The organism is Streptomyces sp. NPDC012794 (genome assembly GCF_042901085.1).
In the GTDB taxonomy this organism is placed as follows: Bacteria; Actinomycetota; Actinomycetes; order Streptomycetales; family Streptomycetaceae; genus Streptomyces.
The window spans coordinates 78,257-103,251 of the sequence record NZ_JBIBCI010000003.1; the positions used below are offsets into that span (position 1 = coordinate 78,257).

The 24,995-nt window shown below is 72.9% G+C and carries 26 protein-coding genes; 12 read left to right on the forward strand and 14 right to left on the reverse strand.

Annotated elements, in window-relative coordinates:
- Positions 1-23: 23 nt before the first annotated feature.
- The 7 genes from moeZ to ACFY7H_RS06415 all read right to left on the reverse strand — a co-directional run bounded on the left by moeZ (position 24) and on the right by ACFY7H_RS06415 (position 8,361).
- Complete coding sequence (gene moeZ, locus ACFY7H_RS06385; RefSeq protein ID WP_388933935.1) at positions 24-1,202, reverse strand: adenylyltransferase/sulfurtransferase MoeZ; 1,179 nt, start codon at positions 1,200-1,202, stop codon at positions 24-26.
- Between the two features lie 78 nt (positions 1,203-1,280).
- On the reverse strand, positions 1,281-2,036 hold the full coding sequence (locus ACFY7H_RS06390) for a spherulation-specific family 4 protein (RefSeq protein ID WP_388933937.1): 756 nt from the start codon (positions 2,034-2,036) through the stop codon (positions 1,281-1,283).
- The gene (locus tag ACFY7H_RS06395; protein WP_388933939.1) at positions 2,024-3,025 is read right to left on the reverse strand and encodes an NAD-dependent epimerase/dehydratase; all 1,002 of its coding nucleotides are present in this window, start codon (positions 3,023-3,025) and stop codon (positions 2,024-2,026) included. Before ACFY7H_RS06395 ends, ACFY7H_RS06390 begins: the two co-directional genes overlap by 13 nt.
- A 31-nt stretch (positions 3,026-3,056) precedes the next feature.
- On the reverse strand, positions 3,057-4,118 hold the full coding sequence (locus tag ACFY7H_RS06400; RefSeq protein ID WP_388933942.1) for a hypothetical protein: 1,062 nt from the start codon (positions 4,116-4,118) through the stop codon (positions 3,057-3,059).
- On the reverse strand, positions 4,115-5,701 hold the full coding sequence (locus tag ACFY7H_RS06405) for a DUF3492 domain-containing protein (protein ID WP_388933946.1): 1,587 nt from the start codon (positions 5,699-5,701) through the stop codon (positions 4,115-4,117). The genes ACFY7H_RS06400 and ACFY7H_RS06405 overlap by 4 nt, the downstream gene beginning before the upstream one ends.
- Positions 5,702-5,936: 235 nt before the next feature.
- Positions 5,937-7,361, reverse strand: a complete 1,425-nt coding sequence (locus ACFY7H_RS06410) for a DUF3152 domain-containing protein (RefSeq protein WP_388933949.1) — start codon at positions 7,359-7,361, stop codon at positions 5,937-5,939.
- 4 nt (positions 7,362-7,365) lie between these two features.
- Positions 7,366-8,361 (reverse strand): alpha/beta fold hydrolase, encoded by a 996-nt coding sequence (locus ACFY7H_RS06415; protein WP_388933951.1) that lies wholly within the window; start codon positions 8,359-8,361, stop codon positions 7,366-7,368.
- Positions 8,362-8,495: 134 nt separating this feature from the next.
- On the opposite strand from ACFY7H_RS06415, the gene ACFY7H_RS06420 reads away from it, so the two are divergent.
- The 4 genes from ACFY7H_RS06420 to ACFY7H_RS06435 all read left to right on the forward strand — a co-directional run bounded on the left by ACFY7H_RS06420 (position 8,496) and on the right by ACFY7H_RS06435 (position 10,287).
- On the forward strand, positions 8,496-8,711 hold the full coding sequence (locus ACFY7H_RS06420; RefSeq protein WP_388933954.1) for a hypothetical protein: 216 nt from the start codon (positions 8,496-8,498) through the stop codon (positions 8,709-8,711).
- A 160-nt stretch (positions 8,712-8,871) separates the two neighbouring features.
- Complete coding sequence (locus ACFY7H_RS06425; RefSeq protein ID WP_388933957.1) at positions 8,872-9,510, forward strand: TetR/AcrR family transcriptional regulator; 639 nt, start codon at positions 8,872-8,874, stop codon at positions 9,508-9,510.
- Positions 9,511-9,630: 120 nt separating this feature from the next.
- Positions 9,631-9,858, forward strand: a complete 228-nt coding sequence (locus tag ACFY7H_RS06430) for a DUF3107 domain-containing protein (protein WP_362467386.1) — start codon at positions 9,631-9,633, stop codon at positions 9,856-9,858.
- Between the two features lie 126 nt (positions 9,859-9,984).
- A complete protein-coding gene (locus tag ACFY7H_RS06435) occupies positions 9,985-10,287 on the forward strand; it encodes a hypothetical protein (protein WP_388933961.1) in 303 nt (100 codons plus the stop codon).
- Between the two features lie 55 nt (positions 10,288-10,342).
- Here ACFY7H_RS06435 and ACFY7H_RS06440 read toward each other — a convergent pair whose 3' ends face one another.
- Positions 10,343-11,098, reverse strand: a complete 756-nt coding sequence (locus tag ACFY7H_RS06440) for a ferritin-like fold-containing protein (RefSeq protein ID WP_388933963.1) — start codon at positions 11,096-11,098, stop codon at positions 10,343-10,345.
- 317 nt (positions 11,099-11,415) lie between these two features.
- On the opposite strand from ACFY7H_RS06440, the gene ACFY7H_RS06445 reads away from it, so the two are divergent.
- The 3 genes from ACFY7H_RS06445 to ACFY7H_RS06455 all read left to right on the forward strand — a co-directional run bounded on the left by ACFY7H_RS06445 (position 11,416) and on the right by ACFY7H_RS06455 (position 14,744).
- Entirely contained in the window at positions 11,416-13,527 is a 2,112-nt protein-coding gene (locus ACFY7H_RS06445) for a DEAD/DEAH box helicase (protein ID WP_388933964.1), read from the forward strand.
- Between the two features lie 99 nt (positions 13,528-13,626).
- Positions 13,627-14,496 carry an alpha/beta fold hydrolase gene (locus ACFY7H_RS06450; RefSeq protein WP_388933967.1) on the forward strand — a complete coding sequence of 290 codons (870 nt, stop codon included), beginning with the start codon at positions 13,627-13,629 and terminating at the stop codon, positions 14,494-14,496.
- Between the two features lie 95 nt (positions 14,497-14,591).
- A complete protein-coding gene (locus ACFY7H_RS06455; RefSeq protein WP_183067205.1) occupies positions 14,592-14,744 on the forward strand; it encodes a hypothetical protein in 153 nt (50 codons plus the stop codon).
- Positions 14,745-14,803: 59 nt separating this feature from the next.
- Here ACFY7H_RS06455 and ACFY7H_RS06460 read toward each other — a convergent pair whose 3' ends face one another.
- The 3 genes from ACFY7H_RS06460 to ACFY7H_RS06470 form a co-directional block, all read right to left on the reverse strand.
- Positions 14,804-15,409, reverse strand: a complete 606-nt coding sequence (locus tag ACFY7H_RS06460; RefSeq protein ID WP_388933972.1) for a MarC family protein — start codon at positions 15,407-15,409, stop codon at positions 14,804-14,806.
- A 61-nt stretch (positions 15,410-15,470) separates the two neighbouring features.
- Positions 15,471-16,337, reverse strand: a complete 867-nt coding sequence (locus tag ACFY7H_RS06465) for a PHP domain-containing protein (RefSeq protein WP_388933974.1) — start codon at positions 16,335-16,337, stop codon at positions 15,471-15,473.
- A 610-nt stretch (positions 16,338-16,947) separates the two neighbouring features.
- Positions 16,948-17,706, reverse strand: coding sequence for a GntR family transcriptional regulator (locus tag ACFY7H_RS06470; protein WP_388933977.1), 759 nt, complete (start codon positions 17,704-17,706; stop codon positions 16,948-16,950).
- Positions 17,707-18,038: 332 nt separating this feature from the next.
- Here ACFY7H_RS06470 and ACFY7H_RS06475 point away from each other — a divergent pair, with 332 nt between their 5' ends.
- Positions 18,039-18,293, forward strand: coding sequence for a hypothetical protein (locus ACFY7H_RS06475; protein WP_388933980.1), 255 nt, complete (start codon positions 18,039-18,041; stop codon positions 18,291-18,293).
- 421 nt (positions 18,294-18,714) lie between these two features.
- Here ACFY7H_RS06475 and ACFY7H_RS06480 read toward each other — a convergent pair whose 3' ends face one another.
- Positions 18,715-19,353 (reverse strand): DUF6758 family protein, encoded by a 639-nt coding sequence (locus tag ACFY7H_RS06480; protein ID WP_388933982.1) that lies wholly within the window; start codon positions 19,351-19,353, stop codon positions 18,715-18,717.
- A gap of 57 nt (positions 19,354-19,410) precedes the next feature.
- Complete coding sequence (locus ACFY7H_RS06485) at positions 19,411-19,995, reverse strand: suppressor of fused domain protein (protein WP_388933985.1); 585 nt, start codon at positions 19,993-19,995, stop codon at positions 19,411-19,413.
- Between the two features lie 376 nt (positions 19,996-20,371).
- Between ACFY7H_RS06485 and ACFY7H_RS06490 the strand changes: the two genes are divergently transcribed.
- Complete coding sequence (locus ACFY7H_RS06490; RefSeq protein WP_388933988.1) at positions 20,372-21,484, forward strand: magnesium and cobalt transport protein CorA; 1,113 nt, start codon at positions 20,372-20,374, stop codon at positions 21,482-21,484.
- 55 nt (positions 21,485-21,539) lie between these two features.
- Complete coding sequence (locus ACFY7H_RS06495) at positions 21,540-22,052, forward strand: hypothetical protein (RefSeq protein WP_388933991.1); 513 nt, start codon at positions 21,540-21,542, stop codon at positions 22,050-22,052.
- Here ACFY7H_RS06495 and ACFY7H_RS06500 read toward each other — a convergent pair.
- Complete coding sequence (locus tag ACFY7H_RS06500) at positions 22,049-22,849, reverse strand: hypothetical protein (protein WP_388933993.1); 801 nt, start codon at positions 22,847-22,849, stop codon at positions 22,049-22,051. The genes ACFY7H_RS06495 and ACFY7H_RS06500 overlap by 4 nt on opposite strands.
- Positions 22,850-23,037: 188 nt before the next feature.
- Between ACFY7H_RS06500 and ACFY7H_RS06505 the strand changes: the two genes are divergently transcribed.
- The gene (locus ACFY7H_RS06505) at positions 23,038-24,309 is read left to right on the forward strand and encodes a magnesium transporter MgtE N-terminal domain-containing protein (protein ID WP_388933996.1); all 1,272 of its coding nucleotides are present in this window, start codon (positions 23,038-23,040) and stop codon (positions 24,307-24,309) included.
- Positions 24,310-24,406: 97 nt separating this feature from the next.
- Positions 24,407-24,982 (forward strand): DUF1003 domain-containing protein, encoded by a 576-nt coding sequence (locus ACFY7H_RS06510; RefSeq protein ID WP_388934980.1) that lies wholly within the window; start codon positions 24,407-24,409, stop codon positions 24,980-24,982.
- Positions 24,983-24,995 lie beyond the last annotated feature (13 nt).

Consider the following 24,995-nt stretch of genomic DNA (forward strand, 5'->3'; position numbering starts at 1 on the left):
CCGGGAAGACCGGTGGACCGGTGCTAGTAGACCGGCTTCTCGGGCTCGATCTGGTGGACCCAGCCGATGACGCCGCCGCCGACGTGCACCGCGTCGGAGAAGCCCGCGGACTTCAGCACCGCGAGGACTTCCGCACTGCGGACACCCGTCTTGCAGTGCAAGACGATCCGCTTGTCCTGCGGAAGGTCCTGGAGGGCGGTGCCCATCAGGAACTCGCCCTTGGGGATCAGCTTCGCGCCGGGGATGGAGACGATCTCGTACTCGTTCTTCTCACGGACGTCGATGATCTCGATCTTCTCGTCCGCGTCGATCCACTCCTTGAGCTGCTTGGGAGTGATCGTGGAGCCCGCGGCGGCCTCCTGGGCCTCCTCCGACACGACGCCGCAGAAGGCCTCGTAGTCGATGAGCTCGGTGACGGTCGGGTTCGGACCGCAGACCGCGCAGTCGGGGTCCTTGCGGACCTTGACCTGGCGGTACTGCATCTCCAGGGCGTCGTAGATCATCAGGCGGCCGACGAGCGGCTCGCCGACGCCGGTGAGGACCTTGATGGCCTCGGTGACCTGGATCGAGCCGATGGACGCGCAGAGCACGCCCAGTACGCCGCCCTCGGCGCAGCTCGGGACCATGCCCGGCGGCGGGGGCTCCGGGTACAGGCAGCGGTAGCAGGGGCCGTGCTCGGACCAGAAGACGGAGGCCTGGCCGTCGAAGCGGTAGATCGAACCCCACACGTACGGCTTGTTCAGCAGCACGCAGGCGTCGTTGACCAGGTAGCGCGTGGCGAAGTTGTCCGTGCCGTCGACGATGAGGTCGTACTGGCTGAAGATCTCCATCACGTTGTCGGCTTCGAGCCGCTCTTCGTGCAGGACCACGTTCACGTACGGGTTGATGCCCAGCACGCTGTCGCGGGCGGACTCGGCCTTGGAACGGCCGATGTCCGCCTGGCTGTGGATGATCTGGCGCTGCAGGTTCGACTCGTCGACCTCGTCGAACTCCACGATGCCCAGCGTGCCGACACCGGCCGCGGCCAGGTACATCAGGGCGGGCGAGCCGAGACCGCCGGCACCCACGGCGAGCACCTTGGCGTTCTTCAGGCGCTTCTGCCCGTCCATCCCGACGTCGGGGATGATCAGGTGACGCGAGTACCGACGGACCTCGTCAACGGTGAGCTCAGCGGCTGGCTCAACCAGGGGTGGCAGCGACACGGGGACTCCAGGGTCATCCCCGCGGACGCGGGGAGCATTTAAGGGTTGTTCTATCCCGTAACAGTGCCACGCCCGTCTTCATTCCAAGACACCCGTCCCGATCCGCGAGACGATTTCGTCCCAGTACGCGGGCATGGAGGCCCAGGGGTCTCGGTCGGCCGCGCCGCGCCGGTCGGTGAACCAGACGGTGCCCGCTCCCTGCCAGCGGGCGATCCGCATGGCCTCCTCCAGGTGCGTGCGCGGCACCCCGTGGACGAGGTGGCAGAACCGCTCCGGCGGATGGTCGGCGGTCCACTCCGCCACCTGCGACCAGCGGTAGTCGGCCCAGGCCCCGGAGTAGGTGACCAGCTGGTCGGCGGCCTCCACGTAGCCCTCGTAGGGGTGCGTTCCGTGCCCCAGCACGATCCGCATGCCCTCTCCGAGCCCCCTCAGCGCGTCGGTCACCCGGCGGACGGCGGGCAGCTCCGCCCGGTCGGCGGGGGCGCCGGCCAGGTAGAAGCCGCTGACGCCGTACCAGTCGCGGAACCGGTGCGCGTCGGAGAGCAGCTCCCCGAAGGAGCGGGAGCCGTTCCGTACGGCGAGGTGCCCGAGGACGGTTCGGCCCGCGGCCCGCAGCTTCGCGGCCGCCTCCGTGCAGTGCGGGTCGGGCCGGCCGCCGGGGCCGGCCGCGACGTTGAGCACCGCCCAGTGCAGGGGGGTTCCGGGGCGGGTCAGCTCGGCCCACTCCACCGGGGCGACCAGCGGGTGCGCGTAGCCGGGGATGCCCAGGCCGAGCCGGCCGGCCTCGGTCGCGGCCGTCGCCGTGGACCCGGGCGGGGTGGTCAGATGCGGCACGCCGCCTCCATCCAGATGTCCGCGAGGGACTCCTCCAGGTTGATCCGGGGCCGCCAGCCGAGCCGGTCGCGGGCGGTGCGGACGTCGGCCTGCTGCCAGGCGCCGCAGCCGTCGGGGTAGGGGTACGCCTGGGGGGCCGCGGCGAGCTGCTCGGGCGTGGCCTCGGAGCGGGGGGAGCCGATGGCGGACAGGCCCGGGGGCCGGCCGCCGTGCCCGTGCCGGCCGTCGCCGTGCGGTACGTCCAGCTCGTGCAGGGCGCCGCCGTAGCCGGCGACCCGGGCGAGGACGGCCGCGGCGTCGCGCAGCCGCACCGCGCGGCCGGTGCCGATGTTCACGACGCCCTGGGCGGCGGACAGGGACGCGGCGTGCACCGCCCGCGCGACGTCCCGTACGTCGACGAAGTCGCGCTGCACCCCGAGGCCGCTCAGCTTGAGCTCGCCGTCCCCGGACTGCATGGCCCGCCGCATCGCCTCGGCGAGCCGGCCGAGCGGGGAGCCGGCCGGGGTGCCCGGCCCGACGGGCGAGAAGACCCGCAGGACGACGGCGTCCAGTCCCGAGCCCAGGACCAGCTCGGTGGCGGCGAGTTTGCTGACGCCGTACGGCCCGCCGGGTCTCGGGACCGCGTCCTCGGCCGTGGAGGAGCCGGGCTGGCTGGGCCCGTACTCTGCGGCGCAGCCGAGCTGGACGAGGCGGGCCCCGCAGCCGCTGCGGCGCAGGGACTCGCAGATGGTGGCGACGGCGACGGTGTTGTGCCGGGTCAGTTCCCGGGCACCGCCGCGGGTGGCGCCCGCGCAGTTGATGACGACGCCCGGGTGGACGGCGTCCAGGAACCGGGTGAGCGCGCCGGGGCTGCCGGTGGCGAGGTCGAAGCGGACGTCGGCGTCGTCGCCGCGGCCGAGCGCGGTGAGCTGTACGGCGGGGTCGGCGAGCAGCCGGTCCGCGACGTAGCGCCCGAGGTATCCGTTGGCTCCGATCAGCAGCACCCTCATCGCGCAACCCCTTGGTCGATTGGCTGGCCGGTCATCCTGTTTCTCCTTGGTGTCGCTGGGGTCGGTGACGCGCGTGTGCGGAGGCACGGGACAGCGCGAGGAAGGCGTGTACGAGGAGTCCCGCCGCGGCGGCGGCGACCGCCGCCGGGGCCGGGACCAGGGCGAGCGCCAGGGCCGCGGCCACCGGGGGGCGGCGGGCGCCGTGCCGGAGCAGCAGCCGGGCCAGGAACAGCAGCACCGCGAGCGGTACGGCCGTCCCCGGGGCGGCCCCGGTGAGCGCGGCCGCCCCCGTGGCGGCCGCGGCGAACAGCAGGAGGGTCCCGGCGAGCAGCGGCCGCGCCCCGGCGGCGAAGTCCTCCAGGGCCCGGCTCCCGGCGAGCCGGCGGCGCGCCCGGGCGGCGTAGAGGACCGCGGCGAGGTGTCCGGGGGCGACGGCCAGCGCGAGGGCCGCGCCGAGGGCGGGGCCGTGCCGGTGGACGGCCCAGCCGACGGCGGCCGCCGCCAGCAGGTGGACGGCGCGGGGGAAGCGGCCCCGGGCGCTGCGCCCGGGCCACACCAGCGCGGCGGCGGTGACGAGCGCCGCGAGGGGTCCGGCCCCCGGGGTCCCGGTGGCGGCCGCGCCGAGGGCGAGGGCACCGGGCAGCAGGGCGTACCCGAAGCCGCGTACGGCCCGGGCGGTGGCCGGGGGCTGCGCGGGCGCGGGGCCGGGGGCCTCGCCGCGCGGGGTCCGCGCGTACAGCTCCTCGGCGAGGGTGAAGACGTCCCGGTGCCGGAACCGTGCGGCGGTGCGGTCGGTGAGGCCGTGCGCCTCCAGTCCGGCGGCGATCTCCAGCGGGTCGACGGCCCGCTCGCAGAGCTCCCGGTGCCGGTGCAGCAGTGCCTTGACGGGGTCCCCGCCCGGCCTGCGGCGGGCCTTCTCCGGCCCGGCGGCCGCATCCCCGGCGGCCCCGGCCCGGGTGGCGGCCGCGGCCGGACCGGCCCCGTGCGGACCGGCCGCGTGCGGACCGGCCGCGCCGGCGGGAGCCGGGGCGGGGTCCGCGGGCAGGGCCCCGGGCGGCGGCGCCGCCGCGCCCGCGAGGTCCGAGGTCGTCATGCCATCGCCTCCGAACCCAGTCCCGTTTCGGCCGGGCGGGCGACCCACGGCCCCGGCACGCGCGCCTCCGCCGGACAGTCGAACGGCACCTCGCCCTCGGGCCGCGCCGAGCCGGTGGCCAGCAGCCGCAGGTAGCTCTCGCGGAAGGCCTCCACGTTCTGCTCGACGGTGAAGAGTTCCAGCGCCCTCGCCCGCGCCGCGGCGCCCAGCCGCTGGGCCCGCTCGGGGTCCTCCAGCAGTGCGAGGCAGGCCTCGGCCAGGGCGCGGGGGTTGCGCGGGGGGACGACCAGCCCGGTGCCGCCGATGACCTCGCGGACGGCTCCGACGTCGGTGGAGACGGTGGCCCGGCCGCAGAACATGGCCTCGGCCAGGGTGATGGGGAAGCCCTCGATGACCGAGGACAGCAGCACGATCCGCCCGGCCCCGTACGCGTCGGCGGGCGTGGGCGCCTCCGGGCCGCCGATCTCCTCGAAGGTGACGGGGCTCTCCCCCACCGTGCGCGCGTCCGCGGCCTCGTCGGGGAAGAGCTGCGCGGCCAGCGAGCGGCAGTCGGCCAGGTATCCGGGGGCGGCCGCCGAGGCGAAGATCCGCAGCCGGCTGTGGGGTGCGGCCCGGCGGACCTCCGCGAAGGCGTGCAGCAGGGCGATCAGGTCCTTGGCCGGCTCGACCCGCCCGACCCACACCAGGGTGTCCGGGTCCCCGCGGCCGGGGTCCTCGCCGACGGTGGCGAATCGGTCCGCCTCCATGCCCGGGTAGACCGTCCGCAGCCGCTCCCGGGACGCCCCGCAGCGCTCCTGCCAGCGGCGGGCGTGCGCGTTGCCGGGGGTGAGCAGGTCGGCGCGGGCGTAGATCTCCCCGGCGAGGCGGATGTGGAAGGCGGCCAGCAGGGCCCGTACGGCGGGCCGGGTCTCCTCGCGCTGTTCCAGATAGTGGGCGCGGAGCTGGACGCCGTACTCGGTGACCAGCAGCGGGACTCCGAAGAAGCGTTTGGCCAGCAGTCCGGGGACGGCCGCCACCCCGCCGGCGGCGGCGTGGCACACGTCGGCCCGGCCGAGGCCCTCGTCCTCGTACCAGTCGAGGGACAACGGGCGCAGCGCGCGCTCCAGTTCGTCGACGAACTGGAGCAGGTCGGGGACCGCCGCCGTCCGCACGGCGCGGCTCGCGCCCCGGGCGCGGCAGCCGGCCTCCACCACCCGCACGGCGGTCTCGGAGCGCAGGGCCGCGTACATCCCGCCCTGTTCACCGGCGAGTTCGGCGAGACCGTACAGTCCGGCGGCGAAGGCCTCGGGCCCGTCCTCGCAGATCCCCCGGACCAGCTCCGCGAGGCCCTCCGCGAAGCGCCGCCGCTCGCGGCGGGAGTACGTCCGCCCGTCGTCGGCGGGGGCCCACAGCGGGGCGGTGCGCACGCGGGTGACGTGCGGCGGGAGCGTGACCCGGCCGCGTTCCTCCTGGCCGGCGGTGCGGCTCAGCGCGTAGAGCTCGAACTCGTGCTGCGGCAGTCCGCGCACGAGCCGGTCGCACCAGAGCCTGGCCTCTCCCGCCGCATACGGATAACCACCTTCCGTGACCAGTCCGATCCGCACGAGTGGCACCCCCGATCTCCCGTTCCAGGCGGTCGCCGTCGGTCCGGCGACCCGCCGCGGGAAACTCAAGCGGATGCGCCGGTGGCGCGGCGGACGGTTGTCCGTCGCGCCACCGGAAGGGGTGAAGAGTCGTAACTTTCCCGTACGGTTCGCGTTCGAGGACGCTAGGAAGGGCGTTGCGCGAAGGCCACCCGGCGTTCGGTACCGCGGGCCCGGTCCGGGGCCGCGGGCCCGGTCAGTTGCCGGGGTACACCCAGGGGTTGGCCTTGCAGGGGATGTTGTCGATGGTCAGGGACTTCGTCTGCTGCTGCATGATCGGCGCGAGCGCGCCCGGGGTCTGACAGCTGACGTGTCCGTGGCCGAGCCGGTGTCCGACTTCGTGGTTGATGAGCATCTGCCGGTAGGCGAGCATCTGGTCGGGGCCGTAGGTCTGCGAACCCTGGCCCCACCGGAAGGCGTTGATCATCACGCGCTCGGTGGCGGCGGAGTCGCAGGAGACGTTGTCGACGGTGGTGTCCAGACCGGATTTCGCGCACCAGACGCCGGTGGTCCCCGGGCTGGCCAGGGTGATCACGAACTCGGCCTCGCCGCCCGGCACCCGCTCGAAGGTCATCGCACCGTCGTGGGCCCAGCTGCGCGGGTCGTTGAGGGTGCGCTGCACGGCGTCGGCGAACAACTGCGCGTCCATGCCGAGGCCCTGTTCCACGTCGACCCGGTAGCGCACCCGCTTCCCCTTGCCCGGGGCCTTGTCGACGCCGGGCACGGTGTCGAAGGTCCCCGGGCCGGCGAGCTTGGCGTCGATGGGCAGCTGCCGCGCCATCCGCTCCTCGTACGTGGGCGGCTGCGCGGCCGGGGCGGGCGGGACGGACGGGGTGGGGCGGCCGTCGGAGCGGGAGGCCGGCGAGCGGTCGCTCTGGGTGCGCGGGAGCGCGTCGTCCCCGGCGGCGCGGGTGGCGGCGGCGTCGGAGTCGCCCTCGGCGGCGACCTGTCCGGCGACGACGACGGCGAGCACGGTGGTGACGGCCGCCGCGGCCATTCCGGTGTACGTACGGATCTTCGCGCCACGGCCGCTCGCGGCGGCGGCGGGCGCTGCGGGCGTGCGGGGCCCGGGCACCCGGCGGTGGGAGCCGGTCGAGCCGAGGGGGTCGCGCGGGGCGGACCCCGGCGCGGGCCGGCCCGCCGCCGGAGCGGGCGCGGGTGCGGTCGCGGCGGTCGCGGCCCGGGGGGCGCCGAACCGGTCGCCGTGGACGGCACCCGCCCCGGGGGCCCGGCCGGCGCCGCCTTCGCGCTGCTCGGGGTGACCGCCGGGGCGCGCACCACGGGGCGCGGGGCGGGCGTGGGGCGCGTACCCCTGGTGGACCACGGTGGGCTCGGCGTCCCCGTGCGCGCCGCCGGGAGCGCCGGTGTGGGGCGCGGGCTCGTGCGCGTACTGCCCGCGCGCACGGGCCTCGTGGGGCGCCGGCTCGTACGGATCGTGGGCGTACGGCCGGTGCGCGGGGGCCTCGGGTTCGTACGGCTCGGGGGTGTACAGCCCGTCCGGGTGGGGGCCGGCGGCGTGGCGGCCGGCCGCGTATCCCTGCGGCTCGTACGCCGCCGTCGGCTGCCCGGGCTCCGCGGGCGGACGGACCGGGGCGGAGGCCTTGCGACTATGTCGTCCCACGTCCTCAGCCCTTGCCGTCTTCGGTACTTCGGTCGGATACCCGCTCGGCGGTGTCACGCAGCAGGTCCCGGAAGGCCGCCGCGACCACCTCGGGGTACTCCATCATCGCCACGTGCCCGGCCTCGGGCAGGCACAGCAGCCGCGAGCCGCGGAAGGACGCGGCGGCCCTGCGCGCCATACGGTACGAGACCAGTTGGTCCCGCCCACCGTAGACGAGCAGGGCCGGCGCGAGCACGCGCTGCGCCTGGCGCCACAGTCCGTGTTGCCCGCCGAGGGTGTACGCGTCGACGATCCCCCGCGAGGAGCGGGTCATCGCGTCCCAGAAGTAGGGCAGCGCCATGCGCCGCTCCATCTCCTCGACGGCGGCGCGGAAGCCCTCCGCCGTCACCCGTGAGGGGTCTCCGTAACAGAGGGCCGTCACTCCCCGGGTGCGCTGTTCGGCCGTCATCCCGTGCGTGAGCCGGCCGAAGAGCGCGGCGACGCCCGGGAGGGCGAGCAGGGCGGTGGGCACGGCCGCCCTCTGCACGCGCAGCTCCGGCAGCGCGGGCGAGACGAGCGTCAGGGTGCGCACCAGGTCGGGGCGGACGGCCGCGACGCGGGTGGAGACCGCCCCGCCGAGGGAGTTGCCGAAGAGGTGCACCGGCCCGCGCCCGGCGGCGTCGAGGTGGCGGATGACGGCGCGGGCGAGCGCGGTCACCGAGTAGTCCCGGTCGGCGGGCGGCGGGGACCAGCCGAATCCGGGCAGGTCCACGGCCTCGCCGTCGACGCTCGCGGCCAGCTGCTCCATGAGGGCCGACCAGTTCTGGGAGGAACCGCCGAGCCCGTGAACGAAGAGCGCGGGCGGCAGGCCCGCCCGCTGCGGCGGCCGGAAACGTACGTTCATTTCCAGGCCCGGCAGCGCGACGGTGCGCAGCTGCTCCCCGTCGGCCACCCGGACGGCACCCGCCTGGGAGGCCGGTCCGGTGGTGGACCGTACGCCCGGCGGCTCGGTCGAAGACATGGGCCAATGTTACGAGACGATCACGCCCGGCCCCTTGCGTTCGCTTGTGTTCGCGGTCACAGGACCGTCTGGCGGCGGACTGCCGATCCTCCTAGTCTCGTAGTGGGATGACGAGCGAAGGCGAGGGGAGCGGAATGACTGTGGACCCTGCGGAGCCGGACACCTTCCGGGAAGAGTTGCGGGACGACCTCGGTACCGAGGCGCCGGAAGCGGACGCCGCCGAGCAGCACACCGAGATCCAGCCGCAGGAGGACGATCCGCTCGTCGGCCTGGATCCGGACGAGGCGCCGGTGGCGGACGCCGCCGAGCAGGCCCGGGTGGTCCCGCTGGACGAGGAGGACTACCGCTGACCCCGTACTCCGACGGGCGCTGACCAGCGTGTCAGGTGTGTGTCCGAGCGGTCCGTACCGCGAGAAAACTCGGCTTGAACCCACCAGATCCGGTTACCGAAAAGTACGATGGCGGCGCGGCGCAGAGCGCACTGTGTTCTTAGAGAAAGTGGGAGGCGGCGTGACAGCCATCGAGCAGACCGAGGCAGCGCGTCCGCGGGGCACGCGACTGCCGCGCCGGGCCCGGCGCAACCAGCTGCTGGGCGCGGCCCAGGAGGTTTTCGTCGCGCAGGGCTACCACGCGGCCGCGATGGATGACATCGCCGAGCGCGCCGGCGTCAGCAAGCCGGTGCTCTACCAGCACTTCCCCGGGAAGCTCGACCTGTACCTGGCCCTGCTGGACCAGCACTGCGAGAGCCTGCTGCAGGCCGTGCGCGGGGCGCTGGCGTCGACCAGTGACAACAAGCTGCGCGTGGCGGCGACGATGGACGCCTACTTCGCGTACGTCGAGGACGAGGGGGGCGCGTTCCGGCTGGTGTTCGAGTCGGACCTGACGAACGAGCCGGCGGTGCGCGAGCGGGTCGACCGGGTCTCGCTCCAGTGCGCGGAGGCCATCTCGGACGTCATCGCCGAGGACACGGGCCTGTCGAAGGACGAGTCGATGCTGCTGGCGGTGGGCCTGGGCGGGGTCTCGCAGGTCGTCGCCCGGTACTGGCTCTCCAGTGAGAGCCCGGTCGCCCGTGAGACGGCGGTGGGCCTGCTGACCTCGCTGGCGTGGCGCGGTATCGCCGGTTTCCCGCTGCACGGCACGGAGGCCTGACCGGCGGTTGTTCGCTGCCAGCGTGTCCGCCGCGAGCCGATCGTGTCCCCTCTCCGGGCTAATGTGGACCGGGTACGGCGCGGCTGATCGCGCGAACCGGACCGTCGGAGGGACAAAGCCGTGGAGGTCAAGATCGGCGTGCAGCACGCACCCCGGGAGATCGTGCTGGAGAGCGACCTGAGCGCCGAGGAGCTGGAGGCCATCGTGGCCGCCGCGCTGTCCGGTACGGCGCCGCTGCTGAGCCTGACCGACGTCAAGGGCCGCAAGGTCCTCGTGCCGTCCGACCGCCTGTCGTACGTCGACCTGGGCGAGCCGAGCGTGCGCAAGGTCGGTTTCGGGGCGCTCTGACGCTCTTCGAGGCACCGAGGACGAAGGAAACGGCCCGGCGGATGGTTCCGCCGGGCCGTTTCCCTTTCTTCCGCTTCGGGTAGGGAGCGCAGAGACCCGTTTGCCCCGACGCATGGGAGTGACCAGATGCTGCTGATGGAGGCGCTCGGCTCAGGTCTGCTGGGCCTCGCACTGTCCGGCGCCGCCTCGCGGGTCCTCGCGCAGCGACTGCCCTCCACGAGAACGGTCCTGGTCAGCGGGGTGGTCGGTGCCCTTTTCGGGGCGTATCTGACGCACATGTCGCTGGGCCCGGGGCACAACACCCTGTTCGCGACCCTGCTGGGGGGCGTCGGCGTGTCCGCCGTCGTGCTCTCCCTGCTGCTGCGTCCCGCCGCCGGCTCCCGGCGGGCCCCCCGGCGCGCTCCGTTTTCGCTCTCGTCGGGGGGCTGAGCAGAGCTCGCGTCCCGGTGGAGCGCGGCGCGTGCCGGGAGGCTTCCCGGGACCGTCAGGCCGCGAGGCCCAGGGCGGCCATGCGCTTGGTGTGCGCCTTGGTGATCCGGGTGAACATCTCGCCGACGGCCGCCAGGTCGAAGCCGGCCGCCATCCCGTCGACGCCGCCGACCAGCATGGTGGACAGCGCGTCGCGCTCGGCGACCACGCGCTGCGCCTGCGAGAGGGCTTCGCCCATCAGCCGGCGGGCCCACAGCGCGAGCCGCCCGCCGCAGCGCGGGTCGGCCTCGATGGCGGCGCGGACCTTCTCGACGGCGAAGCCGCCGTGGCCGGTGTCGTCGAGGACGCCGACGACCAGGGCGCGGGTGTCGGAGTCGAGGTGGTTGGCGACCTCGCGGTAGAAGTCACTGGCGATCGAGTCGCCGACGTACGCCTTGACCAGGCCCTCCAGCCAGTCGGAGGGGGCGGTCTGGCGGTGGAAGTCGTCCACGCCCTTGGCGAAGGGCTCCATCGCGGCGGTCGGCTCGGCGTCGATGGCCGCGAGGCGGTCGCGCAGCCGCTCGAAGTGGTGGAATTCGGCGGAGGCCATCTTCGCCAGCTCGGCCTTGTCGCCGAGGGTGGGGGCGAGCTTCGCGTCCTCCGCGAGGCGCTCGAAGGCCGCGAGCTCCCCGTACGCCAGCGCGCCGAGCAGGTCCACGACGGCGGCCCGGTACTGGGGGGAGGCGGAGGCCGTCGCCCAGTCCTGGGCGGCGATTCCCTGGGCCCCAGGGGTGTTGTCGTCGGCGGGAGATGCGTTTTCTACGGTCGACATGCTCCGCACAATAGCCCGCCTAAAGGGCGCACAAGTCACCACTGCCGCGCACTGCCGCTCCGTGTAAACACGCCTACGTGGTGAATTCACCCGACACACCTGCGCGATTCCGGGGTACAGTGGTAATGCGCCTGCCGGATACTCGGCGGGCCATCCGAATGAGGATGCCCGGTCGGTGGCCCGATCGGCTCCACCCGACCGCCCTCAGCGTGGTGGTGCGCCCATGCGTACCGGCCCGCACGAGGGGCCCCCTCAGCGGCAGAAGCGCTTGAGCGAAGGCCAGTGGTCCCGCGCAGCTTTGTACGGCTCGCCCGAACGTGGGCGCAGTACTGCAGGCCCGGCACGGTAAGACCCCCTCGCCGCCTCGCGCCGCGTCTCACAGAAGAGGCAGCACCCTGACTACTTTCCGTGACCTCGGGATCTTCCCCGAGACGGCCGAGGCCCTCGAAGCCGTCGGCATCGTGTCCCCCTTCCCCATCCAGGAGATGACCCTCCCCGTCGCCCTCTCCGGCTCGGACGTCATCGGCCAGGCGAAGACCGGAACCGGCAAGACGCTCGGTTTCGGCCTTCCGCTGCTGGAGCGGGTCGTCGTCCCCGCGGACGTCGAGGTCGGCCGGGCCAGGCCCGACCAGCTGACCGACGCTCCCCAGGCCCTCGTGGTGGTTCCCACCCGCGAGCTGTGCACCCAGGTCACCAACGACCTGCTCACCGCGGGCAAGGTCCGCAACGTCCGCGTCCTCGCCATATACGGCGGCCGCGCGTACGAGCCCCAGGTCGAGGCGCTCAAGAAGGGCGTCGACGTGATCGTCGGCACCCCGGGCCGCCTGCTGGACCTGGCGGGGCAGAAGAAGCTCGACCTCTCGCACGTCAAGGCGCTCGTCCTGGACGAGGCCGACGAGATGCTCGACCTGGGCTTCCTGCCCGACGTCGAGAAGATCATGAACCTGCTGCCCGCGAAGCGCCAGACCATGCTGTTCTCGGCGACCATGCCGGGCGCGGTCATCGGCCTGGCCCGCCGGTACATGTCGCAGCCGACGCACATCCGCGCCACCTCGCCCGAGGGCGAGGGCGTGACCGTCGCCAACATCACGCAGCACGTCTTCCGTGCGCACAACATGGACAAGCCGGAGCTCGTCTCCCGCATCCTCCAGGCCGAGGGCCGTGGCCTGGCCATGATCTTCTGCCGTACCAAGCGCACGGCGGCCGACATCGCCGAGCAGCTGGAGAAGCGCGGCTTCGCCTCGGGCGCCGTCCACGGCGACCTGGGCCAGGGCGCCCGCGAGCAGGCGCTGCGCGCGTTCCGCAACGGCAAGGTCGACGTGCTGGTGTGCACCGACGTCGCCGCGCGCGGCATCGACGTCGAGGGCGTGACGCACGTCATCAACTACCAGACGCCGGAGGACGAGAAGACCTTCCTGCACCGCGTGGGCCGCACCGGCCGCGCGGGCAACAAGGGCATCGCCGTCACCCTGGTCGACTGGGACGACATCCCGCGCTGGCAGCTGATCAACAAGGCGCTGGAGCTGGACTTCAACGACCCGGTCGAGACGTACTCCACGTCCCCGCACCTGTACGAGCAGCTGAACATCCCGGCCGGCACCAAGGGCATCCTGCCGCGCGCCGAGCGCACGCGGGCCGGCCTGAAGGCCGAGGACCTCGAGGACCTGGGCGAGACCGGCGGGCGTGGCGGCCGTGGGGGCCGCGGCGCTGCCGCCGCCGCCGTGGTGACCGAGGAGCGTCCGCCGCGTACCCGGACGCCGCGTCAGCGCCGCCGGACCCGTGGCGGTGCCGAGCTGGACGCGGAGGCGGGCGTCGAGTCCGCCGCAGTGGCCGAGGCCCCGGCCGCCGAGGTTGCCGCCGCCGACGAGCCGCGCCGGCCGCGCCGCCGCCGGACCCGGGTGAGCGCTTCGGCCGTCGCCGCGGTGGCCGAGGCCGCCGTCGCCGAGGCTCCGGTCGCGGTCGTGGTCGAGACCCCGGCCGTGGTGGAGGCCCCCGTGGCCGAGGCCCCGGCCGAGGCCGAGGAGGCCCCGGTCAAGCCGAAGCGGACGCGGACCCGCAAGGCCGCCGTCGCCGTGGAGGCCCCCGTCGTGGAGGCCCCCGTCGTGGAGGCTCCCGTCGTGGAGGCTCCCGTGGCCGAGGAGGCCCCGGTCAAGCCGAAGCGGACGCGGACCCGCAAGGCCGCCGTCGCCGCCGAGGCCCCCGCCGTGGAGGCCCCGGCCGCCGAGGCGGCCCCGGTCAAGCCGCGCCGGGTGCCGACGCGCAAGGCCGCGCCGACCCCGATCCCCGACGTGGTCAAGGGCGCCGTCGCCGACGCCCCCGCGCCGCGCCGGACCCGGACCCGGAAGGCGGCCGTGGCCGCGGCTCCGGAGCCGGACTTCCAGATGGCCCCGCCGGTCGAGCCGGTCAGGACGACCCGCCGGTTCCGCTGACCCGGCCGGGCAGACGCCCGTACGACGGCCCCGGTCCCCTTCGAGGGGGCCGGGGCCGTCGCCGTACCGGGGCCTACTACGGGCCGGTAACCTCGGGCCATGAGCAAGCCGCCGCGCCTTACCCTGCCCCCGGTCGCCCGCGCGTACCGCCTGCACACCGCCCGCGGCGAGTTCGCCGTCCACGAGGCGGGTGAGCCCGTACGCGGAACGGCCCTGCTGGTCCCCGGGTTCACGGGCAGCAAGGAGGACTTCATCGCCCTGCTGGAGCCGCTCGCCGCCGCCGGATACCGGGTGGTCGCCGTGGACGGGCGCGGCCAGTACGAGAGCCCCGGCCCGCGCGACGAGGCCGCGTACGAGCTCCCGGAGCTGGCGCTGGACGTGCTGGCGCAGGCCCGCGCACTGGGCGCGGGCCCGGGAGGAGAGCCGCTGCACCTGGTCGGCCACTCCCTGGGCGGGCTCGTCGCGCGCGCCGCGGTGCTCCGCGACGCCGCGCCCTTCGCCTCCCTCACCCTGCTGAGCAGCGGGCCCGCCGCCATCGCGGAGGAGCAGCAGGCCCGTACGAAGCTGCTGGTCATGGCACTGGAGGAGCTGCGGGAGGACATGGGGGCCGTATGGGCGGCGATGCGCGCCCAGGATCCGCCGGACACCGAGCCCGACTCCGCCGAGCTGGCGGCGTTCCTGCGCGAACGGTGGCTGCGCACGGTTCCCGAGCAGCTGATCACCACGGGACGGGTGCTGATCTCGGAGCCCGACCGGGTGGCGGAGCTGGCGGCGGTGCCGCTGCCCAAGCTGGTCCTGTCCGGGGTGGTCGACTACGCCTGGCCGGTGTCGCTGATGGACGACATGGCCGTCCGTCTGGTTGCTTCCCGTGTGGTGGTCGAGGGCGCGGAGCACTCCCCCAACGCGGAGAACCCGCAGGTCACGGCGGGTGCTCTAGGGGACTTCTGGCGATCCTCCAGCGCCCGGTAGTTAGGTAGGGAAAAAATTTCCTTAGCGTAGGGAATGTTTCTCGCGCGGCACCTGTTGACCCCTGTGCAAGGAGAACACCGACGAAGGGAGAAGCCGTGCGCTTCGAGATTCTGCGCCTGGACGATGTCGACGGAACCGCCGTGGACAGCACCGTCGTGGACGCGGCCTCCGTCAACCGGATCGTGCAGCAGGCGGCCTCCATCGGCCAGCGCATCCTGATCCGACCGGCCGAGAGTGCGTCCTCCTGATGCTTTCGAAACGCCCCCGCACCGATCCGGTGCGGGGGCGTTTCGCATGCGTGGGGCGGTCAGGCCGCGCGGATGACCTGGAGTACGCCGTTGATGATCTGCTGGACGGCGATGGCCGACAGCATCATGCCGGCGAGCCGGGTGACGAGGACGACGCCGCCGTCCTTGATGACGCGGATGATCACCAGCGAGTAGCGCATGGTCAGCCACAGCACGACGTGCATGGCGGCGATCGCCACCCAGACGGAGACCTGGCCGCTCACGCCGTCGGCCTTCTGCACGGCCAGGATGACGGAGACGATCGCACCGGGACCGGCCAGCAGCGGCATGCCCAGCGGGACGAGCGCGACGTTGACGTCCTTGGTCTGCTTGGGCTCGTCCGTCTTGCCGGTGAGCAGGTCGAGCGCGATCAGCAGGAGCAGCAGACCACCGGCGATCATCAGCGCCGGGACGGAGACGTGCAGGTAGTCCAGGATCTGCTGGCCGCAGATGCCGAAGACGGCGATGACTCCGAAGGCCACGCAGACGGCCTGCCAGGCCATGCGGCGCTGGACCTTCGCGGGACGGCCGGAGGTCAGGGCCAGGAAGATCGGCGTGATCCCCGGGGGGTCCATAATCACAAAAAGCGTGAGAAAAAGGGATCCGAAGACGGCGAAATCAAACACAGTGATGCCTTGCAGTGAGGGGTGTTACCGAAAAGCGGGAGGGGAGGTGTGGGCGCGGCGCTTACGCGCGGGCGTCTCCACCGGCACCGGGCACCGGGAAGGCCCCCGCCGCGCGGCGCGTGATCTCGCCGTAGATCTCGGGGTCGGTGGTGTACTCCCCGAGACGACAGGTCTTGCGGCTGCCGTGGTAGTCGCTGGAGCCGGTCGTCAGCAGACCGAGGTCCCCGGCCAGTCCGCGCAGCCGGGCGCGGGTGGCGGTGTCGTGGTCCATGTGGTCCACCTCGATGCCGTCCAGGCCCGCGGCCGCGAGGGCGGCTATCGCGGACTCGGGCACGCACTCGCCGCGCTTGACGGCGGCGGGGTGCGCGAAGACGGTGACCCCGCCGGCCGCCTTGACCAGGCGGATGGCGTCAAAGGGGTCGAGCTCGTGCTTCTCGGCGTACGCGCGGCCGCCGTCGGCGAGCCAGTCGGCGGTGAACGCGTCGGACACGGTGGGGACGACGCCCAGCTCGGCCATGGCGGTGGCGATGTGGGGCCGGCCCACGGAGCCGTCGCCGGCGATCCGGGCCACCTGTTCCCAGGTGACGTCCACCCCGAGCGCCTGGAGCTTGCCCACCATGGACTGGGCGCGGGGGGTGCGGTCGTCCCGTACGAGTTCCCGCTCGCGGGCGAGCTCGGGCTCGTCGGGGTCGAAGAGGTACGCCAGCATGTGCATCCCGACGCCGTCGAGGCGGCAGGACAGCTCGGCGCCGGTGACCAGCGTCAGCCCGGCCGGCAGCGCGGCGATGGCCTCGGCGTATCCCCCGACGGTGTCGTGGTCGGTCAGCGCGACCACGTCCAGCCCGGCCGCGGCGGCGTTGCGCATCAGCTCGGCGGGGGTGTCGGTGCCGTCGGAAGCCGTGGAGTGGGCGTGCAGGTCGATGCGCACAGCCGGACTCCAGGGTTCACGCGGACGGGGGACACTCCAGGGTACCGCCCGCGCGGTGGGAGACGGCCCCATGGGGCGGGGGGTGGGGGCGGTGTCCCAGCAGGGCGGTCTCAGGGACGGTTTGGGGGGTTCCCGTCAGTCCCATCGTCCTTCCGTGTCGTGCCGGCCCGTCAAGGGCGCTCACTTCGTTCGCGTCGCTACGCGATGGCCTTCGGCCACCCTTGACCGACCGACCCGCCCCGGAAAGCCGAAAGACTGCCGGGAACCCCCCGAAAGAACGGTCACGGGGCAGGGAGAGAGGAGCGGGTCCCTCAGCGATGAGGCGAGGGGCCGGGCATTGGCCATGTCCCGCATTCGGGCCCGCGCCCTGCCCAGCCAGGCCGGGGACCGGCTACCCGCACCACATGTCGATCAGGGCCTCATCCGGGACCGACGGACGCAACAGATCGCTACGCGCTCCTCCCGGCATAGCGTCCGACGACCGCCCTGGGCTGATACCCGCACCACATGACGAACAGCGCAGCATCCGGGACCGGTCGGCGCATCAGATCGCTACGCGCTCCTCATGGCTTGGCGACTGGCGGTCGTCGGCGCGGGCGCCCGGAAAGCACTAGGCGTCGAAGTCGTATTCCAGGACGTAGGAAGCGGAGTCCAGAGTCATTTCGTTGACCTCAACGGCCCGGCCGTCCCCGGCGAACGCGGTGCGGACGATCTGGATGACGGGTGTTCCCAGGGAGAGGGCGAGACGTTCGGCCTCATGGGCGGAAGGCATACGGCATCGGACCTCCTCACGGAAGTGAACGGGCTCGTGACCCAGCTCGGCCAGCCTTGCGTATGTCCCACCGGGCCCGGTGTCGGACCGGGTGATGGCAGAGGCGGCCACGATGTCTGACGGCAAATGGGACGTCGCGAAGAGCACCGGCTTGCCGTCCAGTACGAACCGGCGGCTGCGCACCCAGACCGGAGACTCGTCCGGAATGCCGAGAGCTGCGGCAATCGCGTCACTCGCCGTCTCTTCGTGCACCTCGACCTGATCGACGACGAGTTCTCGATCCGCACTGTCCGTCGACCAGATGGAACGTCCCGAACCCCACTGCTCCTGCGCGAGCCGCTGGATGCCGTGCCGTCGCAGGGGCCTGAAAGCCCGGACGAAGACACCGGCACCCTTGCGCGCTTCCGCGAGGCCTTCGCTCTGGAGCACGCCGAGAGCCTGGCGTGCGGTCATCCGCGCGACATCGTAGGTGGCCATGAGGTCGTTCTCGCCCGGCAGACGGTCACCCGGGCCGTACTCGCCGGACCGGATCGCCGCCTTCAGCGCGTCAGCAATCCGCTGGTACTTCGGCTGGCGAGTGCCGCCCTGGCTGCTCATCGAAACGATCACTCCTTCTCTTCTCTAGACACCCTAGGGCCACAGGTGGGGCGCTGCACGTATCAGCCTTACGGGCGAGCATCTCTAGAGAAGCATTGACGTGGCGGGCGGAATTGGCTTGGGTTGCAACATCTCTAGAGATGATGCCTTCGGCGCGTAACTGAGAGGTGGACCCGTAATGAGCCTGATGTCCGTGAGTGCGGAACGGTCTGAAGCTGCCACGCAACGCTGCCCTTGCCAAACGACCCAGGTTGGAGACCTCAGCGAGGACCTCTTGCGCCGTGCCCAAGTCGGCTGGGAACGCTTTCTCTCCACTTTTGGGGGAGCGTCCGATGAGTGAGTGCTATGAGTACGTGCCCCACGGGCTCCTGCGCCGCCGCGTCCGCGACATCGCCTCCGGCGTCGAGGGCATCCTCATGGCGGTGATCAACGAGAACGTCTCGGACACCGGTGTCGAGCGCTGGATGGAGCTCGCCTATATCCGCAACGCCTCCGGTCGTGAGTTCACCACGGCCGTGGGCAACGTCGAGCCCGCCTTTGACCAGCCCCAGACGGCCGCCAGTCGCCGAGACCAGAGGGGCGCGTAGCGATCTGTTGCGTCCGTCGGTCCCGGATGAGGCCCTGATCGACATGTGGTGCGGGTAGCCGGTCCCCGGCCTGGCTGGGCAGGGCGCGGGCCCGAATGCGGGACATGGCCAATGCCCGGCCCCTCGCCTCATCGCTGAGGGACCCGCTCCTCTCTCCCTGCCCCGTGACCGTTCTTTCGGGGGGTTCCCGGCAGTCTTTCGGCTTTCCGGGGCGGGTCGGTCGGTCAAGGGTGGCCGAAGGCCATCGCGTAGCGACGCGAACGAAGTGAGCGCCCTTGACGGGCCGGCACGACACGGAAGGACGATGGGACTGACGGGAACCCCCCAACCCGCCCTGAGACCGCCCCGCCAGGACCCCGCCCCCCGGGGCCGAGCGGGGACAGCGGGCCCGCGCCGCAAGCCGCGTGCGCGCGTACGGCCCCTAGCCCAGGATGCGGGGGCTCAGGGCGCCGCACGGGAGGAGCTCGACCTCCGAGCCCGCGTCGCGGAGGTCCGTCAGTACCAGCTCGTCGTACATCAGGAGGCCCGTCTGCTCCGGCCAGACGATGGCCCACAGCCACAGCCCGCGCGCCTCCCCCGCGAAGACGGCGCGGTCGTCGGGGGCGCCGTTGAGGTGCCACAGCGGTGTCGGCCGGCCGGCGGCGACGACCTTGGCGTGCGGCGGGGAGGACACGTCGATGTACGGCCCCGGGTCGGGGGCGTCGATGCCGGCGAAGCGGGAGCCGAGGCCGACGCCCAGCTCCTCCGCGATCAGGACCAGCTCCCCGAGGCCGCCGAGCGGCCCGGGGCCGGTGCAGGCCACGGCGGTGGCGCGGCCGCCGCTGCGGTCGTCACCCGCGCTCGCGACGCCGGTGAACAGCCAGCCGACCGGCAGCGGCCACGGCATCCACACGGGCACGTTCGCCCGGTTGACGACCACCTCCAGCCCCTCGACGCTGGGCGGGATCACAGGCTGTAGCGGGTGGACGGCGCCGTGCACCGCGCACTGCCACGAGTCGGAGAAGAGGCCGGGCGCACGGACCCGGCCACCGCACTTCGGGCAACTCGGTTCGCCCCTCATAAGAAGCACGCTCCTCCCCGCCCGGGGCCTCGTCAAGACGCGGTCACCCGTCCGGGCTCAGTCCAGTGCGACGGCCGTACGCAGAGGGTCCCGCAGATCCGTGCCGCGCGCGAGCCAGCGCTCCTGGAGCGCGGCGGCTCCGTGCACCCGCTTCCAGGCGGCCTCGTTCGCCGTCATGGGGAGGAGGGGGAGGAAGCGGACGGGGTCCATGGGCGCGTCGAGTTCCAGGTCCTCGACCAGTCCGCCGGGCTCGGCGACGAGGACGGAGCTGAACGGCGCCCCGTCCCACAGCGGTTCGCCGACGTCGAGGGAGGCGCCGGGGGCCACGACCAGCCCCTCGACCATCGGGGAGGCCGCCAGCACCGCCAGCGGCCGCAGCAGTTTGTCGGTGGGCGCGAGGCCCGCGCGTACGGTCAGTACCAGTTCGGCGCGCGGGCCGCGCTCCGGGTCGGCGACGACGGCGGTGGGGTCGGACATCGGGTGGGCGGACATGCCGAGGGTCGCGTACCGGACGAGGTCGCCCCCGGTGAAGCGGAGGACCTCGATGCGGTCGGTGCCAAGGAAGGTGACGGAGGCGCGGGCGTCGGGTTCGCCGAGCGTGCTGCGCAGCCGGGCTTCGACGAGGGCCAGAATTTCTGCCATGCAGCGAGCATAGAACTCGTATCCGCCGGGTAAAGGGCGGGTCTTGACCATCCGTCGGCTGATAGTGTTGACAGCTGGTCGGGGCCGCACTCAGAAGAGTTGTTTCAGGGCCCCGGCGACAGGACGTCCCTCACGGGGGACCGGCCGGAGGAGGTGGGGCTGCGATGGACCGAAGTCGATCGTGCAGTACCAATCGCTCTTCGGCGTCCTTCAAGGGCGGCTCCAGCCACCTTTGATCTTCTGATCAGCAGAAGAGCGACGGCAGAACTTTGTCCTCCCGTCCTGTTTCCCTCCGTCGGTCCCGGCTGCCCGCTCCCGGTCCGCAGAGGGCCTCCCACCCGTACGGTCCGCAGCCGTGCGCGAGAAGGAGCCTGCCATGTCGATGCTGCCCTACCTCCGTGCCGCCGTCCGTCCGGCACTGCGCAAGCCCACCCCCGTACAGCCCGGCTACGACACCACCCGCGACCCCTCCGCCAGCAGCGCGGTGGTCGACTGCGCCGTCTACCGCGACGGCCGGCGGGCGCAGGGGGACTGCCTGACGCCCCGTGAGGCCCTGCGGCGGGTGCGTGAGGACGGGGGCTTCGCCTGGATCGGTCTGCACGAGCCCACCCACGACGAGTTCGCCGGGATCGCCGCCACCTTCGGCCTGCACCCGCTCGCCGTGGAGGACGCGGTGCACGCCCACCAGCGGCCGAAGCTGGAGCGCTACGACGAAACCCTCTTCACCGTCTTCAAGACCATCCACTACGTGGAGCACGCCGAACTCACCGCCACCAGCGAGGTGGTGGAGACGGGTGAGGTGATGTGCTTCACCGGCCCCGACTTCGTCATCACCGTCCGGCACGGCGGGCAGGGTTCCCTGCGGAGCCTGCGCCACCGCCTCCAGGACGACCCGGAGCTGCTCTCGCGGGGCCCCTCGGCCGTGCTGCACTCCATCGCCGACCACGTGGTCGACGGGTACATCGCGGTCGCGGCGGCCGTGCAGGACGACATCGACGAGGTGGAGAGCGCGGTCTTCGCCGCTCCCGCCAAGGGGGTCGCCCGGGGCGGTGACGCGGGCCGCATCTACCAGCTCAAGCGCGAGGTGCTGGAGTTCAAGCGGGCGGTCTCGCCGCTGCTGCGCCCGATGGAGCTGCTCAGCGAGCGGCCCATGCGGCTGGTGGACCCCGACATCCAGAAGTACTTCCGGGACGTGGCCGACCACCTCGCGCGGGTGCACGAGCAGGTCATCGGCTTCGACGAGCTGCTGAACTCCATCCTCCAGGCGAACCTCGCCCAGGCCTCGGTCGCGCAGAACGAGGACATGCGCAAGATCACCTCCTGGGCGGCGATCATCGCCGTGCCGACGATGATCTGCGGCGTGTACGGGATGAACTTCGAGCACATGCCGGAGCTGCGCTGGCGCTACGGCTATCCCCTGGTGATGGCCGCCATCGTGGGCAGCTGCTTCGCCATCCACCGGACCCTGCGCCGCAACGGCTGGCTGTAGAACTCCGGGTGCCGCCGGTCTCACCGGCCGGGTGGCCACCGCCTACCCTGTGCGCATGACTCTCAGCGCGCTCGACCTGGCCCTCGTCGAGGAGGCCTCCAAGAAGTCCGGCCTGATCTGGGTCCGCGGCACCGGTGCCGACCGGGCCCTGTGGCACGCCTGGGTGGACGGCGCCGCGCACGTGCTCGGCGACGGGCCCGGCGAGCAGCCGTTCCCCGGGCTCACCGACGGCGCCTCGGCCGAGGTGACCGTACGCAGCAAGGACAAGGGCGGCCGGCTCGTGGCCTGGACCGCGGCCGTACGGGAGCTCGTACCCGGCAGCGAGTCCTGGGAGGCCGCCGTCGCCGAGCTCAAGGGGAAGCGGCTGAACGCGCCCGACTCGGAGGAGATGACGCGGCGCTGGGCGCGCGAGTGCCGACTGCTGCGCCTGGAGCCGGTGGCGGTGGCCGACCGGCTGCCCGCCGGCTCGCTGGCCGCCCGGCCGCTGGGCTCCCCGGCCGTCACCCGCGGGCCGGTGCCCGCGGGCCTGCCGAAGCTGCTGCTGAAGCGGAAGAGGGCCGCCCGCTAGCGGGTGGGGTCGGAGCCCTGGCCCGACTTCGAGGGGGCCGGGGAGGCGGTGGGGGCGGTGCCCTTGCCGTCCTTGGTGGTGGGCAGCTGGCTGCCGTAGTCCACGGTCTGGTCCTGGGCGGGCGCCTCCAGCGGGAAGGGCTTGCCCCACTCGGAGAGCTCCACCCGGCCGGCGCCGCCCGCGCGCTCCATCAGCAGCGGGTACGGGGTCCCCTCCAGGGACACCGACAGCTTGCCGCCCTTGCCGGCGTCCGCCGAGACGGGGACGGCGCGGGTGTGCCCGACCGTGGTGTAGGCGCCCTTGCTGAGCTTGCCCTGGAGACCCAGCAGCCCGTCCAGCAGGACGTGCATGTCGGTGAAGCCGCGGAACTGCTTGTACGAGGGGTCCCCTTCGGGCACCTTCACGTACTTGTCGCCGAGCTTGCCCGCCGAGTCGGATTTCCCCCAGAAGGCCGCGCTGGCCTTCAGGTACAGCTGCTCGCCGACCCGCAGCAGCTGGAAGGTGTCCTCGGCCGACTTCACCTCGCCGGATCCGCCGTCCGCCTTCAGCCGCATGTCGAGGGTGAAGGTCTTGCCGCCGGTGACGAGGGTGCCCGAGAGGTGGACCGAGTTCGCGGCGGTCGCGGCGGCCTTCGCCTGGCCCTCGATCTTTTCGGGGGCGAGCTTGCCGACCCCGTTCGTCCCCTTGTCCGGGTCCGGCTTCTCCGCGCAGCCCGTCCCGGCGACGGTGAGGCCCGCGCACAGGGCACCGATGAAGGCGGCCCGGCGCAACCGTACGGCGGAGGTGTAGGCGGTCACGGGCGGGTGCCTCTCGTCGGGGGTCTGCGGGCAGCAGGCAGCGTACCCGCCCCGGGGCGCGGTCCCGCCGGGCCCCCGGACACCCCGGCGGGACCCCGGCCGGGCGGCCCCACCAGGACGCCTTCCCCCGGCACGGGCTAGCCTGAGGCTCGGCACGACTGTTGATGGACGCTCTAGGAGGCGCACGGATGGCTGCAGGCGCCCCGCGGATCTTCGTCTCGCATCTGTCGGGTGTGCCCGTCTTCGACCCCAACGGCGACCAGGTCGGCCGTGTCCGCGACATCGTCGCGATGCTGCGGGTCGGCGGCCGCCCGCCCCGGCTGCTGGGCCTGGTGGTCGAGGTGCTCAGCCGGCGCCGGATCTTCCTGCCGATGACCCGGGTGACGGGTGTGGAGTCCGGCCAGGTCATCACCACCGGTGTCGTCAACATGCGGCGCTTCGAGCAGCGCCCCACCGAGCGGCTGGTCCTCGGCGAACTGCTGGACCGCCGGGTGACGCTGGTCGCCACGGGCGAGGAGGCCACCGTCCTGGACGTGGCCATCCAGCAGCTGCCGGCGCGCCGCGACTGGGAGATCGACCGGATCTTCGTACGCAAGGGCAAGGGCGGCGCGCTGCGCCGGCGCGGCGAGACGCTGACCGTGGAGTGGTCGGCGGTCACCGGCTTCTCCCTGGAGGAGGAGGGCCAGGGTGCCGAGAACCTGGTCGCGACCTTCGAGCAGATGCGTCCGGCGGACCTGGCGAACGTCCTGCACCACCTGACGCCGAAGCGGCGCGCCGAGGTGGCCAACGCGCTCGACGACGACCGGCTCGCGGACGTCCTGGAGGAGCTGCCCGAGGACGACCAGGTGGAGATCCTCGGCAAGCTGAAGGAGGAGCGCGCCGCCGACGTCCTGGAGGCCATGGATCCGGACGACGCGGCCGACCTGCTCTCGGAGCTGCCGGAGGAGGAGAAGGAGCGGCTGCTGACGCTGATGCAGCCGGACGACGCGGCCGACGTGCGCCGGCTGCTGTCGTACGAGGAGAACACGGCGGGCGGTCTGATGACGACCGAGCCGATCGTGCTGCGCCCGGACGCGACGGTCGCGGACGCGCTGGCCCGCGTGCGCAAGTCGGACCTGTCGCCGGCGCTGGCGGCGCAGGTCTACGTCTGCCGGCCGCCGGACGAGACGCCGACGGGCAAGTACCTGGGGACGGTGCACTTCCAGCGGCTGCTGCGCGACCCCCCGTTCACCCTCGTCAGCTCCCTCGTGGACGCGGACCTGCCGCCGCTGCGCCCGGACGCCTCGCTGCCGGCGGTGACGAGCTACCTGGCCGCGTACAACATGGTCGCGGCGCCCGTCGTCGACGAGAGCGGCTCCCTGCTGGGGGCGGTCACCGTCGACGACGTACTGGACCACCTGCTGCCCGACGACTGGCGGGAGACGGACTTCCACTCCGAGGAGGCCCTGCGTGGGCACTGAGCGCGGGCGTGGCGATGCGGCGCGGGAGCGGCGCCGGGAGCGGCGCGAGCATGCCCGGGAGGGGCTCTCGGAGCGGCTGGAGGAGGCCGCGGAGCGGTTGCGCCAGGATCGGACGGAACGTTCCGGCGAACGCGCGAGGAGCGCGGCGCCGGCCGGGGCGAGCGCGCTGACGCGTTCGCGCGTACGGCTCGACCAGCCGCGTGCGGCGCGCCGCAGGCTGCTGCCGGAGTACGACCCGGAGGCCTTCGGGCGGCTGTCGGAGCGGGTGGCGCGGTTCCTCGGCACGGGCCGGTTCATCGTCTGGATGACCCTGGTCATCGTGGTGTGGGTGCTGTGGAACATCTTCGCGCCGAAGGACATGCGCTGGGACGAGTACCCCTTCATCTTCCTGACGCTGATGCTGTCCCTCCAGGCCTCGTACGCGGCCCCGCTGATCCTGCTCGCGCAGAACCGGCAGGACGACCGGGACCGGGTCAACCTGGAGCAGGACCGCAAGCAGAACGAGCGCTCCATCGCGGACACGGAGTACCTGACGCGGGAGATCGCGGCGCTGCGGATGGGCCTGGGCGAGGTCGCCACCCGGGACTGGATCAGGTCGGAGTTCCAGGACCTGATCAAGGAGATGGACGAGCGGCGTCTATTCCCCGGGGAAAGTGACGAAGACGACCGCTGATCGGCTTACCTGA

Coding starts and splice junctions, on each gene's coding strand:
- ACFY7H_RS06485 (WP_388933985.1), bottom strand. CDS start 19,995: ATGGCAGAAATTCTGGCCCTCGTCGAAGCCCGGCTGCGCAGCACGCTC.
- ACFY7H_RS06450 (WP_388933967.1), top strand. CDS start 13,627: ATGAGCAAGCCGCCGCGCCTTACCCTGCCCCCGGTCGCCCGCGCGTAC.
- ACFY7H_RS06495 (WP_388933991.1), top strand. CDS start 21,540: ATGACTCTCAGCGCGCTCGACCTGGCCCTCGTCGAGGAGGCCTCCAAG.
- ACFY7H_RS06440 (WP_388933963.1), bottom strand. CDS start 11,098: ATGTCGACCGTAGAAAACGCATCTCCCGCCGACGACAACACCCCTGGG.
- ACFY7H_RS06395 (WP_388933939.1), bottom strand. CDS start 3,025: ATGAGGGTGCTGCTGATCGGAGCCAACGGATACCTCGGGCGCTACGTC.
- ACFY7H_RS06475 (WP_388933980.1), top strand. CDS start 18,039: ATGAGTGAGTGCTATGAGTACGTGCCCCACGGGCTCCTGCGCCGCCGC.
- ACFY7H_RS06470 (WP_388933977.1), bottom strand. CDS start 17,706: ATGAGCAGCCAGGGCGGCACTCGCCAGCCGAAGTACCAGCGGATTGCT.
- ACFY7H_RS06505 (WP_388933996.1), top strand. CDS start 23,038: ATGGCTGCAGGCGCCCCGCGGATCTTCGTCTCGCATCTGTCGGGTGTG.
- ACFY7H_RS06415 (WP_388933951.1), bottom strand. CDS start 8,361: ATGTCTTCGACCGAGCCGCCGGGCGTACGGTCCACCACCGGACCGGCC.
- ACFY7H_RS06420 (WP_388933954.1), top strand. CDS start 8,496: ATGACTGTGGACCCTGCGGAGCCGGACACCTTCCGGGAAGAGTTGCGG.
- ACFY7H_RS06490 (WP_388933988.1), top strand. CDS start 20,372: ATGTCGATGCTGCCCTACCTCCGTGCCGCCGTCCGTCCGGCACTGCGC.
- ACFY7H_RS06400 (WP_388933942.1), bottom strand. CDS start 4,118: ATGACGACCTCGGACCTCGCGGGCGCGGCGGCGCCGCCGCCCGGGGCC.
- ACFY7H_RS06480 (WP_388933982.1), bottom strand. CDS start 19,353: ATGAGGGGCGAACCGAGTTGCCCGAAGTGCGGTGGCCGGGTCCGTGCG.
- ACFY7H_RS06435 (WP_388933961.1), top strand. CDS start 9,985: ATGCTGCTGATGGAGGCGCTCGGCTCAGGTCTGCTGGGCCTCGCACTG.